Genomic DNA, 21,271 nt, shown 5'->3' on the forward strand with positions numbered 1-21,271 from the left:
TCGAAAATCTCTTTTCGATTCGATTAAGTTTCCTGGCAGTATTTCTGTGAACGTTTTCGCTGTTGCGGGTGCAAAAGTAGGCACTTTTTCCGCTTTTCCAACACTTTTCCCAGACTTTTTTCAATCTTTTTTCCCGCTAATTCATAACCCTCTCATAACACGGAGTTTACATTTCGGGTATTTTTTACATCGCGTAAGGTTTTTCTTTGTATGTCTGGCATTTTCTTATTTTGCCATACTTTCCGACATCAGTTTTTATCGGATTTTCAGCATTTGGCGCCTTTTTCAAAATTTTTTTCATGATTACGGAATCTTCCATTTCCCCAAACGCCTCTCCTGAAACCGCTTTCTTAGCCCCGATAGGAGCGGAAATCCTTTTTGGGCCGGGGTTCGGCCCAAAAAGATTGAAGCGCATAGCGGGAAAAAGCTCCTGAAAAAAACCTAATTTCAAAAACTACCCTTATATATGTCGAGCATAAGACGCACTGCAGTGCGTCTCTACTGAAAAACGGGAATTTGATTGCAAACATACCTATACAAATAAACCCGACAGGTTTTCAAAACCTGTCGGGTTGTAACCGAGATTTACTCTTATATATATAAGTATAACTTATAAACTATATTAATATGTATTATTCATTCAAAGCATCTATTACTTCTTTTGTAATTTGAATGCTTTTTAGTTTTGCTTGATGATCGAAGATTGGACTTGTAACCATTAGCTCGTCGATTCGGGCATAGTCAACAAACTTTTTCAAATCGGTTACTAGCTGTTCTTTGTTTCCTGTGAAGGTTCCTGCTGTCATTTGATTTACATGGAAACGTTCTGCTTCATTCATGATATCATCGAGCGATGAAACTGGAGGTTGCAATCCTTTACGATCATTTCTAATTAGATTTAGGAACATTTGATACAAACTCGTCGATAGCAATTCCGCTTCTTCATTGGTATCTGCTGCGATGATATTTACACATGCCATTGTTTTCGGTTTGTCTAAATACTCTGATGGCTGGAAATTTTCTCTATAAAACTCAAATGCTTGAATCATTAGTTTTGGCGCGAAGTGTCCAGCAAAAGCATAAGGCAATCCATAAGCCGCCGCCAAAGCTGCACTATCCATACTTGATCCTAAAATCCAGATTGGCACATTTAGTCCTTCGGCTGGAAATGCACGAACTTTTCCATTAGCATTTTCAGATGAAAAATATTCTTGAAGTTTGCTTACGTTTTGAGGAAATCGTTGCGCTTGCTCAAAAAAGTCTTTTCGAATTGCTTCGGCAGTTGGCTGATCTGTTCCCGGCGCTCTTCCTAAACCTAAATCGATTCTGTTTGGATAAAGGGTTTCTAAAGTTCCGAATTGTTCTGCCACTACTAAAGGAGAATGATTTGGAAGCATGATTCCGCCAGAACCTACGCGGATATTTTCGGTTTGGCTTGCTACGTAACCAATTAAAACAACGGTTGCTGTACTTGCAACATGTGCCATATTATGGTGTTCTGCCAACCAGATTCTCTTGTATCCTAGTTTATCGGCTAATTGTGCTATGTCTTTTGTTTTTTGGAATGTTTCTGTTGCGTTACTATCTTGGGTGATAATTGCAAGCTCTAATATTGAGACTGAAATTGGGTTTTTCATATAATTTAAGGCTAAAATGCAAAATTAACTCATTTATGCGAATGCCTTTTATTTTCTAATGTTAATAGAATTATAATATTCCAAATTCTTTCCAAATAACTATTTTTTAATAATTAATTATTGTTTTACAATAATTAATTATACATTTGCAATATCAATTTAATTTTTCATTGTATGAAGACTACTCATATTGTTTCTAGAATATTGTTTTATTTTACTCGATTCTTGGCTGTAGTTTATTTTTTCTTGGCCGCTTACTCGGTTTTTACTTTAGTTACAGGGTTATTTCTAACATTTAAAGATAACGGAAAGTATTTTCAGGTTTGTTATCCGTTTACTACGCATCCTGTGATGTTGGGCGATTACAATCTGCCGTATATTCTTTTTGATTTTTTGGCTCCGCTAAGTCTTTACGGACTTTTCTTTTTACTGAGTAGTAATGTTTTTAAGATTTTCTTTCAGCCAAAATTATTTACTCAAAATGGAGTTTTGCACTTAAAACGCTTTTATTTATCCAATTTATTCATTCCGAGTATTGTTATATTTTTTGCTTTCTTCTTTGTTCCTTTAGATAATGAAGTGGCACTTTTTATCATATTGCACGGAATGCTTGGCGCTTTTGCTTATTTTCTAGCAGCAATTTTTAAACAGGGTTTAAACCTTCAAAACGAACAAGACTTATTTATATAGCTATGCCAATAATTGTAAATGTTGATGTAATGCTTGCCAAACGCAAGATGCAAAGTAAAGAATTGGCAGAGAAATTAGATATAACGCCTGCTAATTTATCGATTCTAAAAACCGGAAAAGCAAAAGGTATTCGATTTGATACTCTTGAAGCTATTTGCAAAATCCTAGACTGCCAGCCTGGCGATATTTTAGAATATGTAAGCGAGTAGTTTTCTTATAAATCAAATTTTCTGAACCTAAAAATCGGCTTTTTGAGGCCGACAGAATTTTTATTGCCCAAAAATTTCAAATCATCATTTATATAATCATCAAAAATCAATCAAAAAATGAACAGTTTATCAATCAAAAATCTCAGCAAAACCTATGAGAACGGCACGCAAGCGATTGACCATTTATCGCTTGAAATTTCTAACGGTATGTTTGGTTTACTGGGGCCGAACGGCGCAGGAAAATCGACTTTAATGCGAACTATTGCTGCTTTGCAGGAACCAACATCTGGAATTATCGAATTTAACGGAATTAATATTCTCGAAAACCCAATGTTTATAAGAGAAAATCTCGGATATCTTCCACAGGAATTTGGCGTTTATCCTAAGATTTCTGCTTATCGTTTATTGGATCATTTGGCAATTTTGAAAGGAATTATCAATAAGAAAGAACGTCAAGACCAAATTTTGTATTTGCTGCAACAAACTAATTTATTGCAACACAAAGACAAAACGGTTCATTCGTTTTCGGGCGGAATGCGTCAGCGCTTTGGAATTGCACAAGCTTTATTGGGAAATCCGAAGATTATTATTGTTGATGAACCGACGGCAGGGCTTGATCCCGAGGAAAGAAACCGTTTCAATAACCTCTTGAGTGAAATTGGTGAAACCATTATTGTGGTTCTATCAACGCATATTGTAGAAGATGTTCGTGATCTGTGCACCAAAATGGCAATTATTTCTAACGGAAAGTTGATTTTGGAAGGAAACCCAAATGAAGCGGTTGATTCTTTGAAAGGAAAAATCTGGACAAAAGCGATTCATAAAAATGAACTGAAAGAACATCAAGAACATTTCAATATTATTTCTTCTCATCTGAATTCGGGCAAAATCAACATTCATGCTTTCTCCCAACAACAGCCAGATTCTGGATTTGAATTGACTTCTCCAGATTTGAGCGATGTATACTTTACTATTTTATCTCAAAACCAACTTAAAAAATAATGTTATGCTTTCTAAATTAATTCAATTTGAATGGCATAACAATACCAGAAACTGGACTTTTTATGCTACCTATATTATATATCTGATTCTTGGCTTTCTTGTGAGTGCTTTTGCAAACTTTTCGTTTTCGGGCGCTTATAAAAATAGTCCATTTACCTTGACTTATGCGATTGGTTTGCTATCGCTGATGACAATTTTCTCAATCACACTTCAAGTTGCACAACATTTTTTAAAAGAATACGAAACCAAATTTGATTCAATAATTTTCTCTACTCCTATTTCTAAATTTTATTATCTAGGAAGTAAATTTATTACGGCTTTCATAATATCGGTTTCTTCTTTTGCAATGTTCATCATCGGAATGATTATCGGACATCAAATGTCGTGGATTACTAAAAGTGAAATTGGTCCTTTTGAAATTCTAAATTACTTCTGGCCTTTTCTTGTTATCGTTGTTCCCAACATATTTTTATGTCTTTCGATTCTTGCAACGATGGCTTGGCTTACGCGAAGCAAACTTTTTGTTTATGTTGGAGGATTATTCATCTACATATTATATATAGCAGGTTCTATTTTTTCTAATTCACCTTTATTTGCAAATGCTTCTCCGTCTTCCGCGAAAGCGATGTCTTTGGCAGCAAAAATAGATCCGTTTGGTTTGGCTGCTTTTTTGGAACAAACGAGATATTGGACATCGATAGAAAAAAACACGCAACTACTTACACTCTCAGGAAACTTTTTATTGAATCGAATCTTGTGGATTTCTGTTTCTTTTCTGCTAATTTTTACTTCTTATAAATTGTTTTCTTTTCGAAAAGCAAAAACTAAAAAAGTAAAATCGGTTAGAATCAATACAAAAGACACAAAAACATATTCTGTGACAATTCCGAAACAGCAATTTAAAACCTCAAAACATAATTGGGCTGTTTTTAAAAGCAATTTGAAAATGGATATTTATTTGGTTTTAAAAGGGATTCCGTTTGTACTGATTGTTCTTCTGTTTTCGGGATTATTAATGATTGAGATTTCAGATGAAATTGACGGTGGAATCAGATTGGCAGAAAAAATTACTGATACGGCTTTGATGATTTCCACTATAATGGATCGTTTGCCTTTCATATTGATTCTGGTTACTCTTTTTTATAGCAGTGAGTTATTGAATCGAAGCGAAAATTCAAGATTTGAAATGCTAGAAAATACCGCGCCTTATTCTCAGTTTGTTGTTTTACTTTCAAAACTGACAACACTTTTTTTGATTCCGATAATATTAATAGGAATCAGTATTTTTATTGGAATTGGTTTTCAAATCATACATGCAAATGCACCAATTGAAGCTGGACTTTACTTTTCGATGTTTTATTATATCGGATTTCCATTGTTTTTGATTTCCATTTTAGTGATTGCCATTCAGACTTTCATTAAAAACAAATATTTAGGCTTGGCAGTTTCTGCTTTTATTGTGATTTTGTTTTGTACAGGAATTGGGGAACAATTAGGAATTTCATATCCGCTACTTCGATTTGGAGATTCTTTTAAAAGGGAATATTTTGATTTGAATGGTTTTGGAAGCTATACTTTTCCGTTTCATATTTCGATGTTGTACAATTTCGGTCTGGCTTTAATACTGCTGACTTTGACTGGAATTTTATGGAAACGAAATTCTACTCTTCTAAAAACCATCCGCAGACATTCATTCAATACTATTCAGAAAATAACTTTTGTTTTGGGAATTATTCTTTTTATAGGTTTTGGAAGTTATCTTTTTTATAAAACCAATATCGAATATCCGTATTTGACGAAAGATGATCAGAATAATTGGGGCGAGCAATATGAAAAGCAGTTTAAAAAATATACAAATCTTGCACAGCCAACGATTATTTCGGTCAAAAGTAAAGTTGATTTGTTTCCTGAAGAAAATCTATATGAAGTAAAAGGTACTTACGAATTGGTGAATAATTCTAAAAAACCTATTGATAGTTTACTCCTATATATAGATCGAAATGCAAAACTGACTTCTATCGAAATTGAGAATGCGAAAAATCTCGATGATGTTTCTAAATTTCAGCATTATTGGTATCGATTGGATAAGACTTTAGAACCTCACCAGAAAATAAAAATGAGTTTTTCTTTTACCTCAACTTGGTCGCCGTTTAAAGGTCATACTGCATTTAATTCTGTAATTGAAAATGGTTCGTTTATGCGAATAAGCCGTTACTTTCCAAGTTTTGGTTATCAAGAATCCAATGAAATCAGCAGTGAAAAAGAGCGAGCAAAAAGGCATTTGAAACCACAACCGCCGCTTAAAAAATTGGAAGACAAATCGAAAACATCAAATGATTTTATTGATTATGATGTTGTGGTTTCGACTTCTAAAAATCAAACAGCAATTGGTGTTGGAGATTTAGTTGGGAATTGGAAAAAAGACGACCGATATTATTTTCATTATAAATCTAATGGGAAGATTCCGTTTCGATTTGCTTTTTCTTCTGCCGAATATGAAATTCAAAAAACAAATTATAAAGGCATTTCTATTGAAGTTTTTTATGATAAAAGACATTCGAGAAACGTTGCAAAACTGATTCAAGATGTAAAAAACACTTTAGATTATTGTCAAAACAATTTTGGAAAATATCCCTACAAAACGATTCGTTATGCTGAAGTTTCTGCTTTCGCGGATGGATTTGCGGCGACTTCATATCCGTCGACTGTTTTTATGAAAGAGAATTTTGGATTTTACAGCAACTTGAATAATCGAGATAAAGAAGATATTATCAATCAATTGACGGCACATGAATTGTCGCACGAATGGTGGGGAAATTCACAAATTAGTCCCGAGCAAAAAGAAGGAAGCTGGATTTTGACCGAAACTCTAGCACAATACACCGAATTGATGTTATATGAAAAAGAACATGGCTTAGAAAAAGCTTTAGAAACTTTAAAAATTCATCTGGATTTGTATTTAAGTAGTCGAAGTTATGAACCCGAAACTCCTTTATATAAAACAAACTACGAAACGCCTCATTTGCCTTATGATAAAGGAATGCTGGTTATGCATCAGCTGAGAATTTTAACTGGTGAAGAAAAAGTGAATCTAGCTTTAAAAAATTTCCTGAACCATTATAAATATCCTAACACAATTCCGGATTCTGAAAATTTATTGAAAGAGATTTATGCGGTCTCAGATTCTAAACTCCACTCAAAACTGGATGAAATGTTTAAAAAGATTATAACCTATTCTTCAAAAATTTCTGAAGTTGAGAGTGTAAAAAAGAATGTTTTTTATGAAATCTCCTTTAAAGCAGATTCGAAAAAATATATTGAAAATGCTACAGGAGTTCGGAAACAAATCGACAATGATAAAACAATCGATATTGGAATTTATGATGAAAACGGAAAGTTATTTCGCTACACATTTCCAATCAAAAACAATTTAATTGAAGGAAAAATTAAAATCAAAAACAAACCTCAACGAATTGTGATTGATCCTCTTTTAATGAATATTGACACTTTTATAAAGGATAACGAGAAAGAGATTGATTAGTTTTTTTTGCCACGAATTCCACGAATTTCCACGAATTATTTTTTTGCCACAGATTAAAAAGATTAAAATGATTTTTTTGCTTTCGCTAAAATTAAAAATCCAAATAATCTTTTTAATCTGTGGCTAAAAAATTTTATTTTAATTGAATGAAAATCTGTTTGCGAGTTGTTTTTCCGTCATCTTTTATTTTCAAATCTTTATTTGATTCGATTTCAAATTTTGATGACGTTTCTACATTTAATGAAATATCTCGATTTCTAAAACTTTCTGGAATTTCTGGAAGCTGAATTGTAACCGTTACTTCCTTATTTTTCTGCTGAAAATCGACTTTAATTCTGTCTCTTAACCAAATATATTCATAAACTTCCTGCCACGGTGCCATCCAAATTGAGTCATTTCCTTTTAATCCGTATTTATCAGCAAGCGTAGTCATATAATATTTGAAATCAGGAAAACGCATACTTAGATTCCACAAATTTGTATTTCCAGTTCCGTGCGTGAATTCGTTAAACCAAACAGGATCTTTTTGTTTTACAATAGAATCTATCGTTTTTAAATAGTTATCCATGGTTTTAAAACTTGTAGTGTCTTTTGAACTCTGCACAAAAGTTCGAGCAGAAATCATTTTATCTAAATCTACTTTTGAATCTACTTTAAAAACTGGGCCAACACCATAATAAGATGCTACAGAAAAATGTCCGTTATTAAGTGCCTCTTTTTCATATTCCAAATAATATTTTTCATCACCTTCTCCACCAGGAACCACAAAATGAGACATTTTAAAATCTAGATTTTGCTGTATTGAAGTTGTATTTTCGGTTACTTCTGTTTTGTAGTTTGTACCATGTTTGGTAGCGTGATGAAATCCATGATTCAAAATATCCCAACCAGCATTGTACATTTCTTTTACTTCTTTCCACGAAAGATGTCCGCGATTTTCTGGCAAGTCACGTATTGAACCTCCATTGATCGCTAATGCCAATTTAAACGGAATTTTATTGCCCATCCCATCTGAATAAAAAAGCCCTTCTGAAATTGTTCCGTCTCCGCCTTGATCAATTTTCCATTCGTTTATTGATGAATTGCTGATTTTTCCTCCATTCAATAATGGAAAAGCGGTTAAATATGATGATCTGTAACCGTCATCGAGCGTAAAACTATACGCTAAATGTTTGTTGTATTTTAAAGGAGAAACGGCAATTTTGAATTTATCAGCCGATTTTAGTTTTATTTTGAATGAAATAGTTTTCGGTTTTGAAGAATCTTTTTGAATAATTCCGTTTGAAAAACTAGTATAGCTTCCGAAGATTACGCAAGCTATTATAAGGAGGATTTGTTTTGACATAAATTTTAGTGGTTCTTTTACAATCTAAAAGTACATTTCTTTTTGAAAAAATATTTTAAAACTAATTCTCTCCTTAAAAATAATTTGTTTTGAAATAAAAAAGAGAACCAATTTTAAACCTAAATTTGTACATCAAAACACCAATTCGGTTTTAGCTTATCTGCAAAATGACACACAAAATTTTAATTATAGACGACGAAGAAAAACTTAGAAGTCTACTTGCGCGAATTATAAAATCGGAAGGATTTGAAGTTTTTGAAGCCAAAGATTTAAAATCTGGTTTCAAAAAACTGGAACAAACCGAAATTGATGTCGTTTTGTGCGATGTGAAACTTCCTGACGGAAACGGCGTTGATTTTCTTCAAAACATAAAAAACAGTTTTCCTTTAACAGAAGTAATTCTGCTGACGGCTTTTGGAAATATTCCAGATGGCGTTCAGGCAATGAAAAATGGCGCTTTTGATTATATTGTAAAAGGCGACGATAACGATAAAATTATTCCGCTTCTTTATAAAGCGGTAGAAAAAGTACAATTGCAGAAAAAAGTCCAGCAGCTTGAAAAAAGAATTAATGATAAGTATTCTTTCAATACCATAATCGGAAAATCAAAAGGAATTGAACAAGTTATTGATTTGGCTCAAAAAGTAGCCAAAACCGATTCGACTGTATTGCTTACTGGAGAAACTGGAACTGGAAAAGAAGTTTTTGCACAAGCAATTCATGAAAATAGTAATCGTGCAGGAAAATCTTTTGTGGCTCTGAACTGCAGTACTTTCACAAAAGAAATTTTAGAAAGCGAACTTTTCGGTCATAAGCAAGGCGCTTTTACAGGAGCTGTAAAAGATAAAAAAGGTTTTATTGAAGAAGCAAATGGCGGAACGTTGTTTCTGGATGAAATTGGTGAAATGCCTATTGATCTTCAAGCGAAATTATTGCGTGTTTTAGAAACCAGCGAATATATTCCCGTTGGTGATACGACTCCAAAAAAATCAAATTTCAGATTAATAGCGGCTACAAACCGTGATTTAAAAACAGAAAGTGACGAACATCGTTTCCGCTCTGATTTATATTTCCGTTTGAATATTTTCGAAATCAAATTGCCTTCTTTACGAGAAAGAATTAAAGATATTCCGCTTTTGGCTAATTATTACGTGAAGCAATTTTCAGAAAAAACGAATAAAAAAGATTTACAGATTGCTGATGATTTTCTTCTGAAATTAGAAAACTATTCTTGGCCAGGAAATATCCGCGAACTCAAAAATGTTATTGAAAGATCGGTTATTTTGAGCAATGGAGATATTTTAACTTCAGATGTTCTTCCTTATGAAATGCAGCATCAGACTGAAAATAATTCGAAACCAATGTCGGCTTTCTCCATGCAAAGTGTTGAGAAACTCCATATTCAAAAGGTTTTAAATTATACAAAAGGAAATAAGGCTGAAACAGCTAGATTATTGGAAATTGGAATTGCTACTTTGTATAGAAAGTTGGAAGAATATGGGATTGAAAAAAATTAAATTCCAATATCAATGGCAATTTCAATATCAATTTTTAAAAGCTTCGGAGAAGCAAAATATTTATAGATGATTTGTTGCCAATGATAAAAAGCTCCAGCGGAGTGACATCAACACAGTTCAAAAATATTTCACCCCGCTGGGGCTCTAATAACCGTGACTATTATTTATTTTCTATAAACATTTCGCTCCTCTGGAGCTCGCAAATACTATATCAAAACGAGAAAAGCTTATCAAAATGATAGGCTTTTTTTATGCCTAATTTTTGGCACAAAACTACATTTCTTTTGTTTACAACACTTTACAATCAATTTGGCTTTTTCGGAACATCTTTTGGCATAAAGAGGAAGAACATTAAAAATTCATTCCAAATGAAAAATCAAGTAACCTCAATCTACAAACAAGCCGAACGGTTTGCTGAGATAACCAAAAAATCAATTATATCTGGCAATATCGTAAGAGCGAAAAAATGTCTGGCTCTTGCAGAACGTCTATTCATCACCGGAAGTATTGAAACTAAAAATGCCATTTCTAATGTATATGTTTTTTCAGTTTCCTCTTTTATGGAAATGCGCCACTGTAATATCTCACATCTTTTTCCTCAAACGCTTAAAGCAGAATATACCAAACAAGTTAATGCTTCTGGAGTATAACTTTTAATCGGTTAACCGTTTAATCGAAAAAATCTAAAGTCTACAATCTTAAATCTAAAATAATCATGGTCACAATCCTCCTTCTCGCTTTAGCTGTTTTACTGTTTGCGATTTGTTTTCTCTCTATTGAATTCTTTGAAAAAATCTAAATCATGACTGCACTATTTATTGTTTCAATCGCCGTTTTCGTGTATTTGATTTATGTATTAATCAAACCCGAAAAATTTTAAAATGAAAAAGTCAAATTATAAAAATAAAAAGACATCTCTATTGTATGCATGTGCTGTCTGGACATTAGCCTTTATTGTACTTATCCTGTTTTTATAAGAATCTAAAAATTAAATAATTTCTAACAAATAAAATATGAACACAGAAATGCTAGGTGTCATAGGTATTTTTATCCTTACCATTATTTTAGCTATTCCGGTAGGGAAATATATTGCTAAAGTTTTTACGGGAAATAAAACACTTCTTGACCCAATTTTCAATCCAATTGAAAAACTTATTTTTAAAATCAGCGGTATTAATCCAGCCGAAGAAATGAACTGGAAACAGCACTTAAAAGCACTTTTAAGCATCAATATGGTTTGGTTTTTTCTTTGCTTTTTTGTTCTGCTTTTTCAGGGTTCTTTACCACTAAATCCAGATAATAATCCATCGATGTCTCCTGATTTGGCATTTAACACCACTATTTCATTTGTTGTTAACTGCAACTTACAGCATTATTCTGGCGAAAGTGGCGTTTCTTATCTATCTCAAATGATATTGATGTTTTTACAATTCGTTTCGGCTGGTGTCGGGATTGCTGCTGCTGCAATGGTTTTTACTGCAATGAAAGAAAGAACCACTGACAAACTGGGGAATTTCTACAATTATTTTGTAAAAAGCTGTACTCGTATTTTATTACCTCTTTCAGCAATCGTTGCTATTGCTCTAGTTTTCAGCGGAACTCCAATGACTTTTGAAGGAAAAGATGCCATTACAACTTTGCAAGGCGATCATGTTGAGGTTTCTCGCGGACCAGCTGCTGCTTTTATTGCCATTAAACATATAGGTACAAACGGCGGTGGATTCTTCGGAGCTAACTCTGCTCATCCTTTAGAAAATCCAACTTATTTTACTAATGCTGTTGAACTTTGGGCACAAATGATTGTTCCGTTTGCGATGATTTTTGCACTTGGATTTTTCTTAAACAAAAGAAAATTCGCTTACATTATTTTTGGTGTCATGACCGTTGGATTTTTACTTCTTGTAATTCCGACAATCTCAAGCGAAATCAACGGAAATCCTGCTATTGCAAAAATGGGAATCGCACAGACAACTGGAGCTATGGAAGGGAAAGAAGTTCGATTTGGACCAGCTATTTCAGGGTTCTGGAGTATTGCTACAACAGTGATTTCTACAGGATCTGTTAACAGTATGCACGATAGCGCAATGCCAGTTTCTGGAGCAATGCAATTATTATCTATGATGGTAAATGCCTTTTATGGCGGATGTGGTGTTGGTATTCTGAACTATTACATTTTCATAATTCTAGCCGTGTTTATATCTGGATTAATGGTTGGTAGAACTCCAGAATTTTTAGGAAAGAAAATCGAAGCGCGGGAAGTTAAAATTGCTGCTTTTATTGCCATTCTTCATCCTTTACTGATTTTAGCAGGAACAGCTTTGGCTTCTTATTTTGCAGCACATGATACTGCGATGGGTTATTGGTTTAGCGGAAATGCTACAGGTTGGTTAAACAATCCTGGTAATCACGGATTCTCAGAAATGTTATACGAATATACTTCAAGCGCTGCCAACAACGGTTCTGGTTTTGAAGGTTTAGGCGACAATAATCCGTTTTGGAATATCACAACAGGAATTGTTTTACTGTTAAGCCGTTTCATTCCAATCATCGGACCTCTGGCAATTGCAGGTTTATTGGCGGGTAAAAAATACATTCCAGAGAGTGCAGGAACTTTGAAAACTGATACTTCAATTTTCGGAATTATGACTTTTGCTGTGATTGCCATTATTGCGGCTTTATCTTTCTTTCCAGCGCTGGCACTTGGACCTTTAGCAGAATTCTTTACACTAAAATAAAAATGCTAAAAATATTCTAAACACATAGAAACATAGATATTGAAACTATAAAAAGAGTAAAAAGAAAACTCGTTTTCACACATAGTTAGAATAATGATTTTACCATTCAAATTTTAACATAGCCCGTGGTTTCAACCACGGGAAACGAATTGTGGGGACACAAAATTTGATATACGCTGCGTTCCAGTGGTTGAAACCACTGGCTATATTCTACAATCAGTGTGTTTTTAGCATAACATTTAATAAATAACATTTAACTTTTTACAAGAAAATGACAACTAATAAATCCGCATCATTGTTTGAGAGCAAACAGGTAAAAGAAGCCCTAGTGCAGTCTTTTGTGAAGCTGAATCCAAAAATGATGATCAAAAATCCGGTAATGTTTACCGTAGAAATTGGAACTGCGATTATGTTTGCAGTCTGCATTTCGATCTTAATGGGTGCAAACGATCAGGGAAGTTTTATTTACAATTTGATTGTTTTTCTAATATTACTGGCAACACTTTTATTTGCCAATTTCGCTGAAGCCATTGCTGAAGCACGCGGAAAAGCACAAGCGGACAGTTTAAGAAAAACCCGTGAAGAAACTCCTGCCAGACAGATTTTGCCAAATGGAGAAATCAAAAATGTAAGTTCTTCGACCTTAAAAAAAGACGATATTTTCATTTGTGAAACGGGTGATTTAATTGCTGCTGACGGAGAAATTATTGAAGGTCTGGCAACAATTGACGAAAGCGCCATTACAGGAGAAAGTGCTCCTGTAATTCGCGAAGCTGGCGGAGATAAATCTTCGGTTACGGGAGGAACAAAAGTGTTGTCTGATAAAATTAAAGTGCGAGTAACTTCTGAACCTGGCGAAAGTTTCTTAGACAAAATGATTGCTTTGGTTGAAGGTGCAAGCCGTCAAAAAACGCCAAACGAAATTGCTTTGACTATTTTATTAGCGGCCTTTACTTTAATCTTCGTTATTGTGTGCGTTACGCTAAAACCGTTTGCCGACTATGCCAACGCGCCCATCACGATTGCAGCTTTCATTGCTTTGTTCGTTTGTTTGATTCCAACTACGATTGGAGGTTTACTTTCTGCGATTGGTATTGCGGGAATGGACAGAGCTTTGCGTGCCAACGTTATTACAAAATCTGGTAAAGCGGTTGAAACTGCTGGAGATATTGATGTTTTACTTTTGGATAAAACGGGAACCATCACAATTGGAAACAGAAAAGCAACCAATTTTTACCCAACAAAAGGAATTTCTTTTGATGATTTCGTTAAATCAGCAGTTTTGAGTTCGCTTGCCGATGATACACCTGAAGGAAAAAGTATTCTCGAGTTAAGTGAAATGATTGATGTGAAAAGTGAAACAAAAGCCTCGTTTTTACAAACTACTTCTGACATCGCACACACTATCAAATTTACTGCTGAAACCAGAACTTCTGGAGTAGTATTAAAAGATGGAACTAATATTAGAAAAGGTGCACAAGATGCTGCGAAAAATATTGCACAACAAGCCGGAAATACTTTTCCTGAAGATACAGCGCAACAAGTAATTTCTATTTCATCTAACGGAGGAACGCCTTTAGTAGTCATTAAAAACAACGAAATTCAAGGTGTTATTGAATTACAAGATATTATAAAAACCGGAATGAAAGAACGTTTCGAGCGCTTACGCCGAATGGGAATCAAAACGGTTATGGTTACTGGTGATAATCCTCTAACGGCTAAGTTTATTGCTGAGAAAGCTGGTGTTGATGATTTTATTGCCGAAGCCAAGCCTGAGGATAAAATGAACTACATCAGAAAAGAGCAAGCTGAAGGACGTTTAGTTGCCATGATGGGAGACGGAACAAACGACGCTCCTGCCCTTGCTCAAGCCAATGTGGGTGTTGCCATGAACAGCGGAACTCAAGCGGCAAAAGAGGCTGGAAACATGGTCGATCTTGATAATGACCCAACTAAACTAATCGAGATTGTTGAAATTGGAAAACAGCTTTTAATGACTAGAGGTACTTTAACTACTTTTTCTATTGCAAATGACGTTGCGAAATATTTTGCTATTGTTCCTGCTCTTTTTATTACTGCGATTCCTGCGCTTCAAGGTTTAAATATTATGCACTTGCATAGTCCTGAAAGTGCTATTTTATCGGCTGTTATTTTCAATGCGATTATCATTCCGATTTTGATTCCGCTTGCGTTGAAAGGTGTTGAATATCGTCCGATTGGTGCGAGTGCAATTCTAAAACGTAATCTTTTGATTTATGGCCTTGGCGGTTTAATTGTTCCTTTTATTGGAATCAAACTGATTGACGTGATTGTTGCACTTTTTATGTAAGGTTCTGAGGTGCTAAGATTCTAAGGAACTAAGGTTTTTCTCTTAGAATCGTAAAATTCAAGAATCTTTAAAAAATCAAATTAAAAACATGACTTCGATTTGCTAAGCTTCCGAAAAAAAACTTAGAACCTTAGCAACTTAGTCCCTTAGAATCTTCAAAAAAATGAAAACAATATTTTCTATATTAAAACTTACTGCAGTTACTTTAATCCTATTCGCAGTTATGTATCCGCTTGCGATTTACGGAATCGCACAAATTGCTCCAAATCAAGGAAAAGGAGAAACTATTTCGGTTAATGGAAAAGTCGTTGGTTATCAAAAAATCGGGCAAAAGTTTGATAAATCAAATTATTTCTGGGGAAGACCTTCGGCTGTAGATTACAATGCTGCAGGAAGTGCAGGGAGCAACAAAGGTCCTAGCAATGCTGAGTATTTAGCTTTGGTTCAAAAAAGAATCGATACACTTTTATTAGTTCATCCTTATTTGAAAAAATCTGAAATTCCTGCCGATATGATTACGGCTTCAGGAAGTGGTTTAGATCCGAATGTTTCTCCACAAGGCGCTTTGATTCAGGTGAAACGCATTGCAAAAGAAAGAAAACTAGACGAAGCTAAAGTAAAAGCTTTGGTTGAATCTAAAATTAATACTGCCGTTGTTGGACCTGAAACAGTAAATGTTCTGGAGTTGAATGTGGCACTGGATCAGCTTCGCTGAAGCTTTAAGATTCTAAGTTTTTCTCCTGCAAGGTTTTCAAAACCTTGTAGGTGTAAAAAATCTGCATCAAGCATTATCATGAAGCAACATGTATAATTTCTCATTTCGACGAAGACGAAATCTTCGTTGCTAAATCGACACAGATTGATATTCTTTGCGGAGCTACTTGCGAAGATTTCTCCTTCGTCGAAATGACAAACTGTGAAAAAAACTGGAATCGACAAACTAACCTTTAAAATTAAATACCTACAAGGTTTTGAAAACCTTGCAGGAAACAAAAACGCCTTTTTTACCCCAAATGCCCTAGCCCCGATAGTAGTGGAAATCCTTTTGTGCCGGGGTTCGGCACAAAAGATTGGAACGGATAGCGGGAAATAGCTCCTAAAAAAATCTACTAATAATTTAATTAAGAGGACGAGATTGCTTCGTTCCTCGCAATGACATATGAAAAAAATAATACTTACTGCTTTAATCGCTTTTGGTTTTAGCAATTTACACGCACAAGAAGAATCTAAAAGTCCGTTTACATTTTCTGGATATGTAGACCTTTATTACAGTTACGATTTTGGGAAACCAGACAATCATACAAAACCGAGTTTTTTTTATAATTATAATCGAAGCAATGAAGTGAACCTGAATTTGGGTTTGGCGAAAGTAAATTATTCTAAAGGAAATGTTCGAGCAAATTTAGCGCTGATGGCAGGAACTTATGCGCAATATAATATGTCGGCTGAGCAGGATTTACTGCAGAATGTTTATGAGGCAAATGTTGGTGTGAAGATTTCGCAAAAACATGATTTATGGATTGATGCTGGAATTATGCCTTCGCATATTGGTTTTGAAAGTGCCATTGGAAAAGACTGTCAGACTTTAACCCGAAGCATTTTGGCTGAGAATTCGCCTTATTATGAAGCAGGAGTGAAAATTGGTTATACTTCTGAATCAGGAAAGTGGTATTTAGCAGCCATGTATTTAAACGGCTGGCAGAGAATTCAGAAAATTGATGGCAATCAAACACCAGCTTTTGGAACGCAAGTTACTTACAAACCATCTGATCGGGTTGTTTTGAATTGGAGTACTTATGTTGGAAACGAACAGCCAGATATTGACAAAAAATGGCGTTATTTTAATAATTTCTATGGACAGTTTAAAGTGGCTGAAAAAGTAAATCTGACAACTGGCTTTGATATTGGTTCACAACAATCAGCTAAAGGAAGCGATAAATATGATATTTGGTTTTCGCCAGTTTTGATTCTGCAATACAAACCGACTGATAAAATTCAGCTTGCAGCACGAGGCGAATATTACAGCGACGAAAAAGGTGTTATCATCTCAACTGAAACTTCAAACGGATTTAAAACTTACGGATTTTCAGCTAACTTTGATTACTTAGTAACTGATAATGTTATGTTTAGAATTGAAGCAAGAAATCTTTCGAGTAAAGATGAAATTTTTACAAAAAATAATCTGCCAACAGATACGAATACGTTTGTGACAACTTCACTGGCAATTAGTTTCTAGAAAATATTCTTGCCACAGATTACACAGATTAAAAGGATTTTTCTTTGTGTTAATTTATTCACCACGAATTCACGAATTAATTCAAATAAAAATTCGTGAATTCGTGGCTAAAAAAAAATAAAAACTTTGTGACTTAGCGCCTTCGCGGCAAAAAAAAATGAAAGAAGAAAAAGAAAATAACGCACAGCACTTTCTGGATTTGATTCAGAAATCTCGGAAAGGAAAATTTAAAATCTACATTGGGATGAGTGCCGGTGTGGGGAAAACTTTTCGTATGCTTCAGGAAGCGCATTCGTTATTGAAAAACGGAATCGATGTAAAAATTGGCTACATCGAAACGCACATGCGGAAGGAAACGCATGAATTGTTAGCTGGTCTTCCGATTATTCCAAGGCGGACTATTTTTTATAAAGGAAAAGAACTCGAAGAACTCGACGTTCAAGCAATCATCAACCTTAGACCAGAAGTGGTTATTGTTGATGAATTGGCGCATACCAACGTTGAAGGAAGCAAAAACGAAAAACGTTGGCAGGATGTTCTGGAGATTTTAGACGCTGGAATTAATGTAATTTCAGCCGTGAATATTCAGCATATTGAAAGTTTAAACGAAGATGTAAAACGAATTACAAATATTGATGTTCAGGAACGAATTCCTGATAATGTTTTACGATTGGCTGATGAGGTCGTAAATATCGATTTAACATCAGAAGATTTGATTGCCCGACTAAAAGAAGGAAAAATTTATACGGCAGATAAAATTCCGACTGCTTTAGCGAACTTTTTTAAATCGGAACAGATTCTGCAGTTGCGCGAATTGGCTTTAAAGGAAGTAGCAAGTCAGGTGGTTCGAAAAGTAGAAAGCGAAGTTCCGAATTTACATGCTTTACGACATGAAAAATTGTTGGCTTGCATTAGCAGTAATGAAAAAACGGCTAAAATCATTATTAGAAAAGCAGCAAGATTAGCCAGTTATTACAACGGATCGTGGTATGTTTTGTATGTCGAAACGCCAAAAGAAAGCAGTAACAGAATTGCACTCGACAAACAAAGACATTTAATTAATAACTTTAAACTCGCTGTGCAATTGGGCGCTGAGGTTATTAAATTGGAAAATTCAAATATTACAGATGCTATTTTGACAACGGTAGAAGAAAAACAAATTACAACTGTGTGTATTGGAAAACCACATTTTAATTTGTTTAAAGTAATTTTGTCTACAACAATTTTTAGACGTTTGCTAAACAAATTGTCTTTGTCAAATGTTGATCTTGTAATATTATCGTGAAATGTTATTTGTAAAATGTTAGATGTTATTTTTCATTTCACATCTCACATTTTACATTTCACAAACAGCGTTTTACACAAAAAATAAAATATGAGAATTAAAACCAAATTGAATCTGGGTGTTGGATTATTATTTTTAATGATCATCATTCTCTCGTTAGTGAGTGCTTATTCTGTTTTTTTGATTAAGCAGGACACTGAGAATATTTTGAAATCCAATTACAATACGCTGGAATATTCCAGAAATATGATTTTGGCTTTGGACGAAATGAAATCGGGTTCAAAAGAAACGATTCGAAGTTTTGAAGAAAATCTCGAAAAGCAGACTCAAAATATTACGGAACCAGGCGAAAAACAAGCTACTGAAAAGCTTAAGGCCAGTTTTGCCCTTTTAGACAAAAACAACAACGACGAAACTGTAAAAACACAGATTCGTCAAGATATTTTTGCGATTATGAAGCTAAATCTGGATGCTATAAAACAGAAAAGTGACATTGCTAAACATTCAGCTGAAACGGCCAATTTATCAATTGCCATTGTAGGAAGTTTATGCTTTCTGATTGCGTTTAATTTATTGGTAAATCTGCCTAATAATATTGCGAATCCAATAAGGGAATTAACGCTGAGTATTAAGGAAATTGCCAATAAAAACTATTCAGAGCGTGTTCATTTTACTAGTCATAGCGAATTTGGAGATTTGGCAAAATCGTTCAATACGATGGCTCAAAAACTCGAAGAATATCATGACAGCAATGTTTATAAGCTTCTTTTTGAAAAGAAACGACTGGAAACTCTGATCAATAATATGAACGACCCGATTATTGGTTTGGATAATGAAGGAATTGTTTTGTTTGTGAATGATGAAGCGCTGAAAATTATTGGTCTTAAATCGGAAGATATTATTGGAAAACTTGCTTCAGAATTAGCCGTTTCTAATGATTTGATTCGTTCTTTGATTCTGAAAGAAAGTGAAACTCCGAAAAAACAGCCTCTCAAAATTTTTGCTCATGGAAAAGAAAGTTATTTCGAAAAAGAGATTCACAACATAACCATAACGCCAACTGGCGAAGAAAAAGAAATTAATATTGGTGATGTGATTATCCTGCGAAATATTACGCTTTTTAAGGAATTGGATTTTGCTAAAACGAATTTCATTGCTACAGTTTCGCACGAATTAAAAACACCAATTGCTTCAATAAAACTAAGTCTACAATTGCTTGAAAATGGAAAAACGGGTGATATGAACGACGACCAGAAACAATTGGTTGAAAGCATAAAAGATGACAGTCAGCGATTGTTGAAAATTACAGGCGAATTACTCAATTTATCCCAATTGGAAACTGGAAATATTCAGCTGAATATTGGCAAAAGCAATCCGCACGAAATTGTGAAATATGCTGTAGAAGCTGTAAAAGTCCAAGCCGATCAAAAACAGATTCAGTTGGTTGTTGATGCCGACGAAAACCTCAAAAATGTAAAAGCCGATGCAGAAAAAACAGGCTGGGTTTTGATTAACTATTTATCGAATGCCATTAGATATTCGTCTGAAAAAAGTACGGTTCTCATTAAATTAAAAGAAGAAAATAATCAAATGGTTTTTCAGGTTATCGACACTGGAAAAGGAATTGATGCAAGATATAAAGACAGGGTTTTCGATAAATATTTTCAAGTTCCAGGAAGTCAAAAATCTGGAACAGGATTGGGATTAGCAATTAGCAAAGAGTTTATTGAAGCACAAAATGGGAGCGTTGGTGTAGAAAGTAATTTAGGATTAGGAAGTACGTTTTGGTTTACATTAAAAGTCTAAAAAAAATAAAATAATTCTTATAAAATTTAAAAAAATATTATATATTTATAATTGAATTTTGCCTTTAATTAATATTCACTTAAGGTTCAATTAAGTACAAAATACTAGGTTCAAAACATTCGTTAATTTGTAAAATATAACAACCCAAAAAATGTTCTACAAAGCGATTTTCCTTCTATTTCTATTCGGATTCTTTTCTGCTAATGCGCAGCAAAATGATTCTATTACAAAAATTGACAGCACGTCAAATAATTTGAAATTCAATTACAAACAACTAATTATTCCATCAGTTTTGATTGGGTACGGCGTAATTGGAATTGGAAATGATCAACTTTTAAGTTTTAATCACCAAATAAGGGACGAAGTTAAAGAAGATATTGACGAAAAAATCACAATTGATGACTTCTCTCAATATGCACCTGCAGCATCTGTTTATGCTTTGAATGCTTTTGGAGTAGAGGGAAAAAATAACATGCGTAATCGTTCGGTCATATTTGCAACTTCGTATATTATTATGGCAACGACGGTTTTAAGCTTAAAATCGATTGTGCATGAAGAAAGACCTGATGGAAGTTCGAACAACTCCTTCCCTTCTGGACATACTGCAACTGCTTTTGCAGGAGCCGAATTTTTATATCAAGAATATAAAGATAAATCGATTTGGTACGGAATTGCAGGTTATGCCGTTGCAACTGGAACCGGACTTTTCAGAATTTACAATAATCGCCACTGGCTGACTGATGTTGCTGCTGGAGCTGGAATCGGGATTTTAAGTACTAAAATTGCGTATTGGATCAATCCGTATATTACTAAAAAGTTATTTAAATCATCAGCCGAAAATAAATCTACTTCTATGATAATGCCTTTTTATAATGGTCAACAATATGGTTTAGGATTTGCTAAGGTTTTTTAAAGCCACTCCCGATAGCTATCGGGATT

At 34.2% G+C, this 21,271-nt stretch carries 17 protein-coding genes; 14 read left to right on the plus strand and 3 right to left on the minus strand.

The window, feature by feature from the left end; genetic code table 11:
* Nucleotides 1-184 precede the first annotated feature (184 nt).
* Entirely contained in the window at nt 185-451 is a 267-nt protein-coding gene (locus DMB71_RS04565) for a hypothetical protein (protein WP_162614779.1), read from the minus strand.
* Between the two features lie 181 nt (nt 452-632).
* The gene (locus tag DMB71_RS04570) at nt 633-1,637 is read right to left on the minus strand and encodes an LLM class flavin-dependent oxidoreductase (RefSeq protein WP_111364072.1); all 1,005 of its coding nucleotides are present in this window, start codon (nt 1,635-1,637) and stop codon (nt 633-635) included.
* 174 nt (nt 1,638-1,811) lie between these two features.
* Between DMB71_RS04570 and DMB71_RS04575 the strand changes: the two genes are divergently transcribed.
* The 4 genes from DMB71_RS04575 (at nt 1,812) to DMB71_RS04590 (ending at nt 7,079) form a co-directional block, all read left to right on the plus strand.
* Nucleotides 1,812-2,327, plus strand: a complete 516-nt coding sequence (locus tag DMB71_RS04575) for a DUF2975 domain-containing protein (RefSeq protein WP_091135678.1) — start codon at nt 1,812-1,814, stop codon at nt 2,325-2,327.
* Between the two features lie 2 nt (nt 2,328-2,329).
* Nucleotides 2,330-2,536, plus strand: a complete 207-nt coding sequence (locus tag DMB71_RS04580) for a helix-turn-helix domain-containing protein (RefSeq protein WP_008466864.1) — start codon at nt 2,330-2,332, stop codon at nt 2,534-2,536.
* Nucleotides 2,537-2,653: 117 nt separating this feature from the next.
* The gene (locus DMB71_RS04585) at nt 2,654-3,538 is read left to right on the plus strand and encodes an ABC transporter ATP-binding protein (RefSeq protein WP_111364074.1); all 885 of its coding nucleotides are present in this window, start codon (nt 2,654-2,656) and stop codon (nt 3,536-3,538) included.
* A 4-nt stretch (nt 3,539-3,542) separates the two neighbouring features.
* A complete protein-coding gene (locus DMB71_RS04590; protein WP_239452925.1) occupies nt 3,543-7,079 on the plus strand; it encodes an ABC transporter permease/M1 family aminopeptidase in 3,537 nt (1,178 codons plus the stop codon).
* Between the two features lie 133 nt (nt 7,080-7,212).
* Here the strand turns inward: DMB71_RS04590 and DMB71_RS04595 are convergent, their stop codons facing one another.
* Nucleotides 7,213-8,424 carry a polysaccharide deacetylase family protein gene (locus DMB71_RS04595; RefSeq protein ID WP_111364077.1) on the minus strand — a complete coding sequence of 404 codons (1,212 nt, stop codon included), beginning with the start codon at nt 8,422-8,424 and terminating at the stop codon, nt 7,213-7,215.
* Between the two features lie 167 nt (nt 8,425-8,591).
* Between DMB71_RS04595 and DMB71_RS04600 the strand changes: the two genes are divergently transcribed.
* The 10 genes from DMB71_RS04600 (at nt 8,592) to DMB71_RS04645 (ending at nt 21,245) form a co-directional block, all read left to right on the plus strand.
* Nucleotides 8,592-9,941, plus strand: coding sequence for a sigma-54-dependent transcriptional regulator (locus DMB71_RS04600; protein WP_111364079.1), 1,350 nt, complete (start codon nt 8,592-8,594; stop codon nt 9,939-9,941).
* Between the two features lie 368 nt (nt 9,942-10,309).
* A complete protein-coding gene (locus DMB71_RS04605) occupies nt 10,310-10,591 on the plus strand; it encodes a DUF7674 family protein (protein ID WP_111364264.1) in 282 nt (93 codons plus the stop codon).
* A gap of 152 nt (nt 10,592-10,743) precedes the next feature.
* On the plus strand, nt 10,744-10,821 hold the full coding sequence (gene kdpF, locus DMB71_RS04610; protein ID WP_073418200.1) for a K(+)-transporting ATPase subunit F: 78 nt from the start codon (nt 10,744-10,746) through the stop codon (nt 10,819-10,821).
* 133 nt (nt 10,822-10,954) lie between these two features.
* On the plus strand, nt 10,955-12,676 hold the full coding sequence (gene kdpA, locus DMB71_RS04615; RefSeq protein WP_111364080.1) for a potassium-transporting ATPase subunit KdpA: 1,722 nt from the start codon (nt 10,955-10,957) through the stop codon (nt 12,674-12,676).
* A gap of 271 nt (nt 12,677-12,947) precedes the next feature.
* A complete protein-coding gene (kdpB, locus tag DMB71_RS04620) occupies nt 12,948-15,005 on the plus strand; it encodes a potassium-transporting ATPase subunit KdpB (RefSeq protein ID WP_111364082.1) in 2,058 nt (685 codons plus the stop codon).
* Between the two features lie 163 nt (nt 15,006-15,168).
* The gene (locus DMB71_RS04625) at nt 15,169-15,720 is read left to right on the plus strand and encodes a K(+)-transporting ATPase subunit C (RefSeq protein WP_111364083.1); all 552 of its coding nucleotides are present in this window, start codon (nt 15,169-15,171) and stop codon (nt 15,718-15,720) included.
* A 444-nt stretch (nt 15,721-16,164) separates the two neighbouring features.
* Nucleotides 16,165-17,241 carry a porin gene (locus DMB71_RS04630; protein ID WP_111364085.1) on the plus strand — a complete coding sequence of 359 codons (1,077 nt, stop codon included), beginning with the start codon at nt 16,165-16,167 and terminating at the stop codon, nt 17,239-17,241.
* Between the two features lie 157 nt (nt 17,242-17,398).
* Nucleotides 17,399-18,526 carry a sensor protein KdpD gene (locus DMB71_RS04635; RefSeq protein ID WP_111364086.1) on the plus strand — a complete coding sequence of 376 codons (1,128 nt, stop codon included), beginning with the start codon at nt 17,399-17,401 and terminating at the stop codon, nt 18,524-18,526.
* Between the two features lie 90 nt (nt 18,527-18,616).
* Nucleotides 18,617-20,332: an ATP-binding protein gene (locus tag DMB71_RS04640; RefSeq protein WP_111364088.1), complete on the plus strand. Its 1,716-nt coding sequence runs from the start codon at nt 18,617-18,619 to the stop codon at nt 20,330-20,332.
* Nucleotides 20,333-20,483: 151 nt separating this feature from the next.
* Nucleotides 20,484-21,245: a phosphatase PAP2 family protein gene (locus DMB71_RS04645; RefSeq protein ID WP_111364090.1), complete on the plus strand. Its 762-nt coding sequence runs from the start codon at nt 20,484-20,486 to the stop codon at nt 21,243-21,245.
* Nucleotides 21,246-21,271 lie beyond the last annotated feature (26 nt).

Source organism: Flavobacterium tistrianum (genome assembly GCF_003254545.1).
GTDB lineage: Bacteria > Bacteroidota > Bacteroidia > Flavobacteriales > Flavobacteriaceae > Flavobacterium > Flavobacterium tistrianum.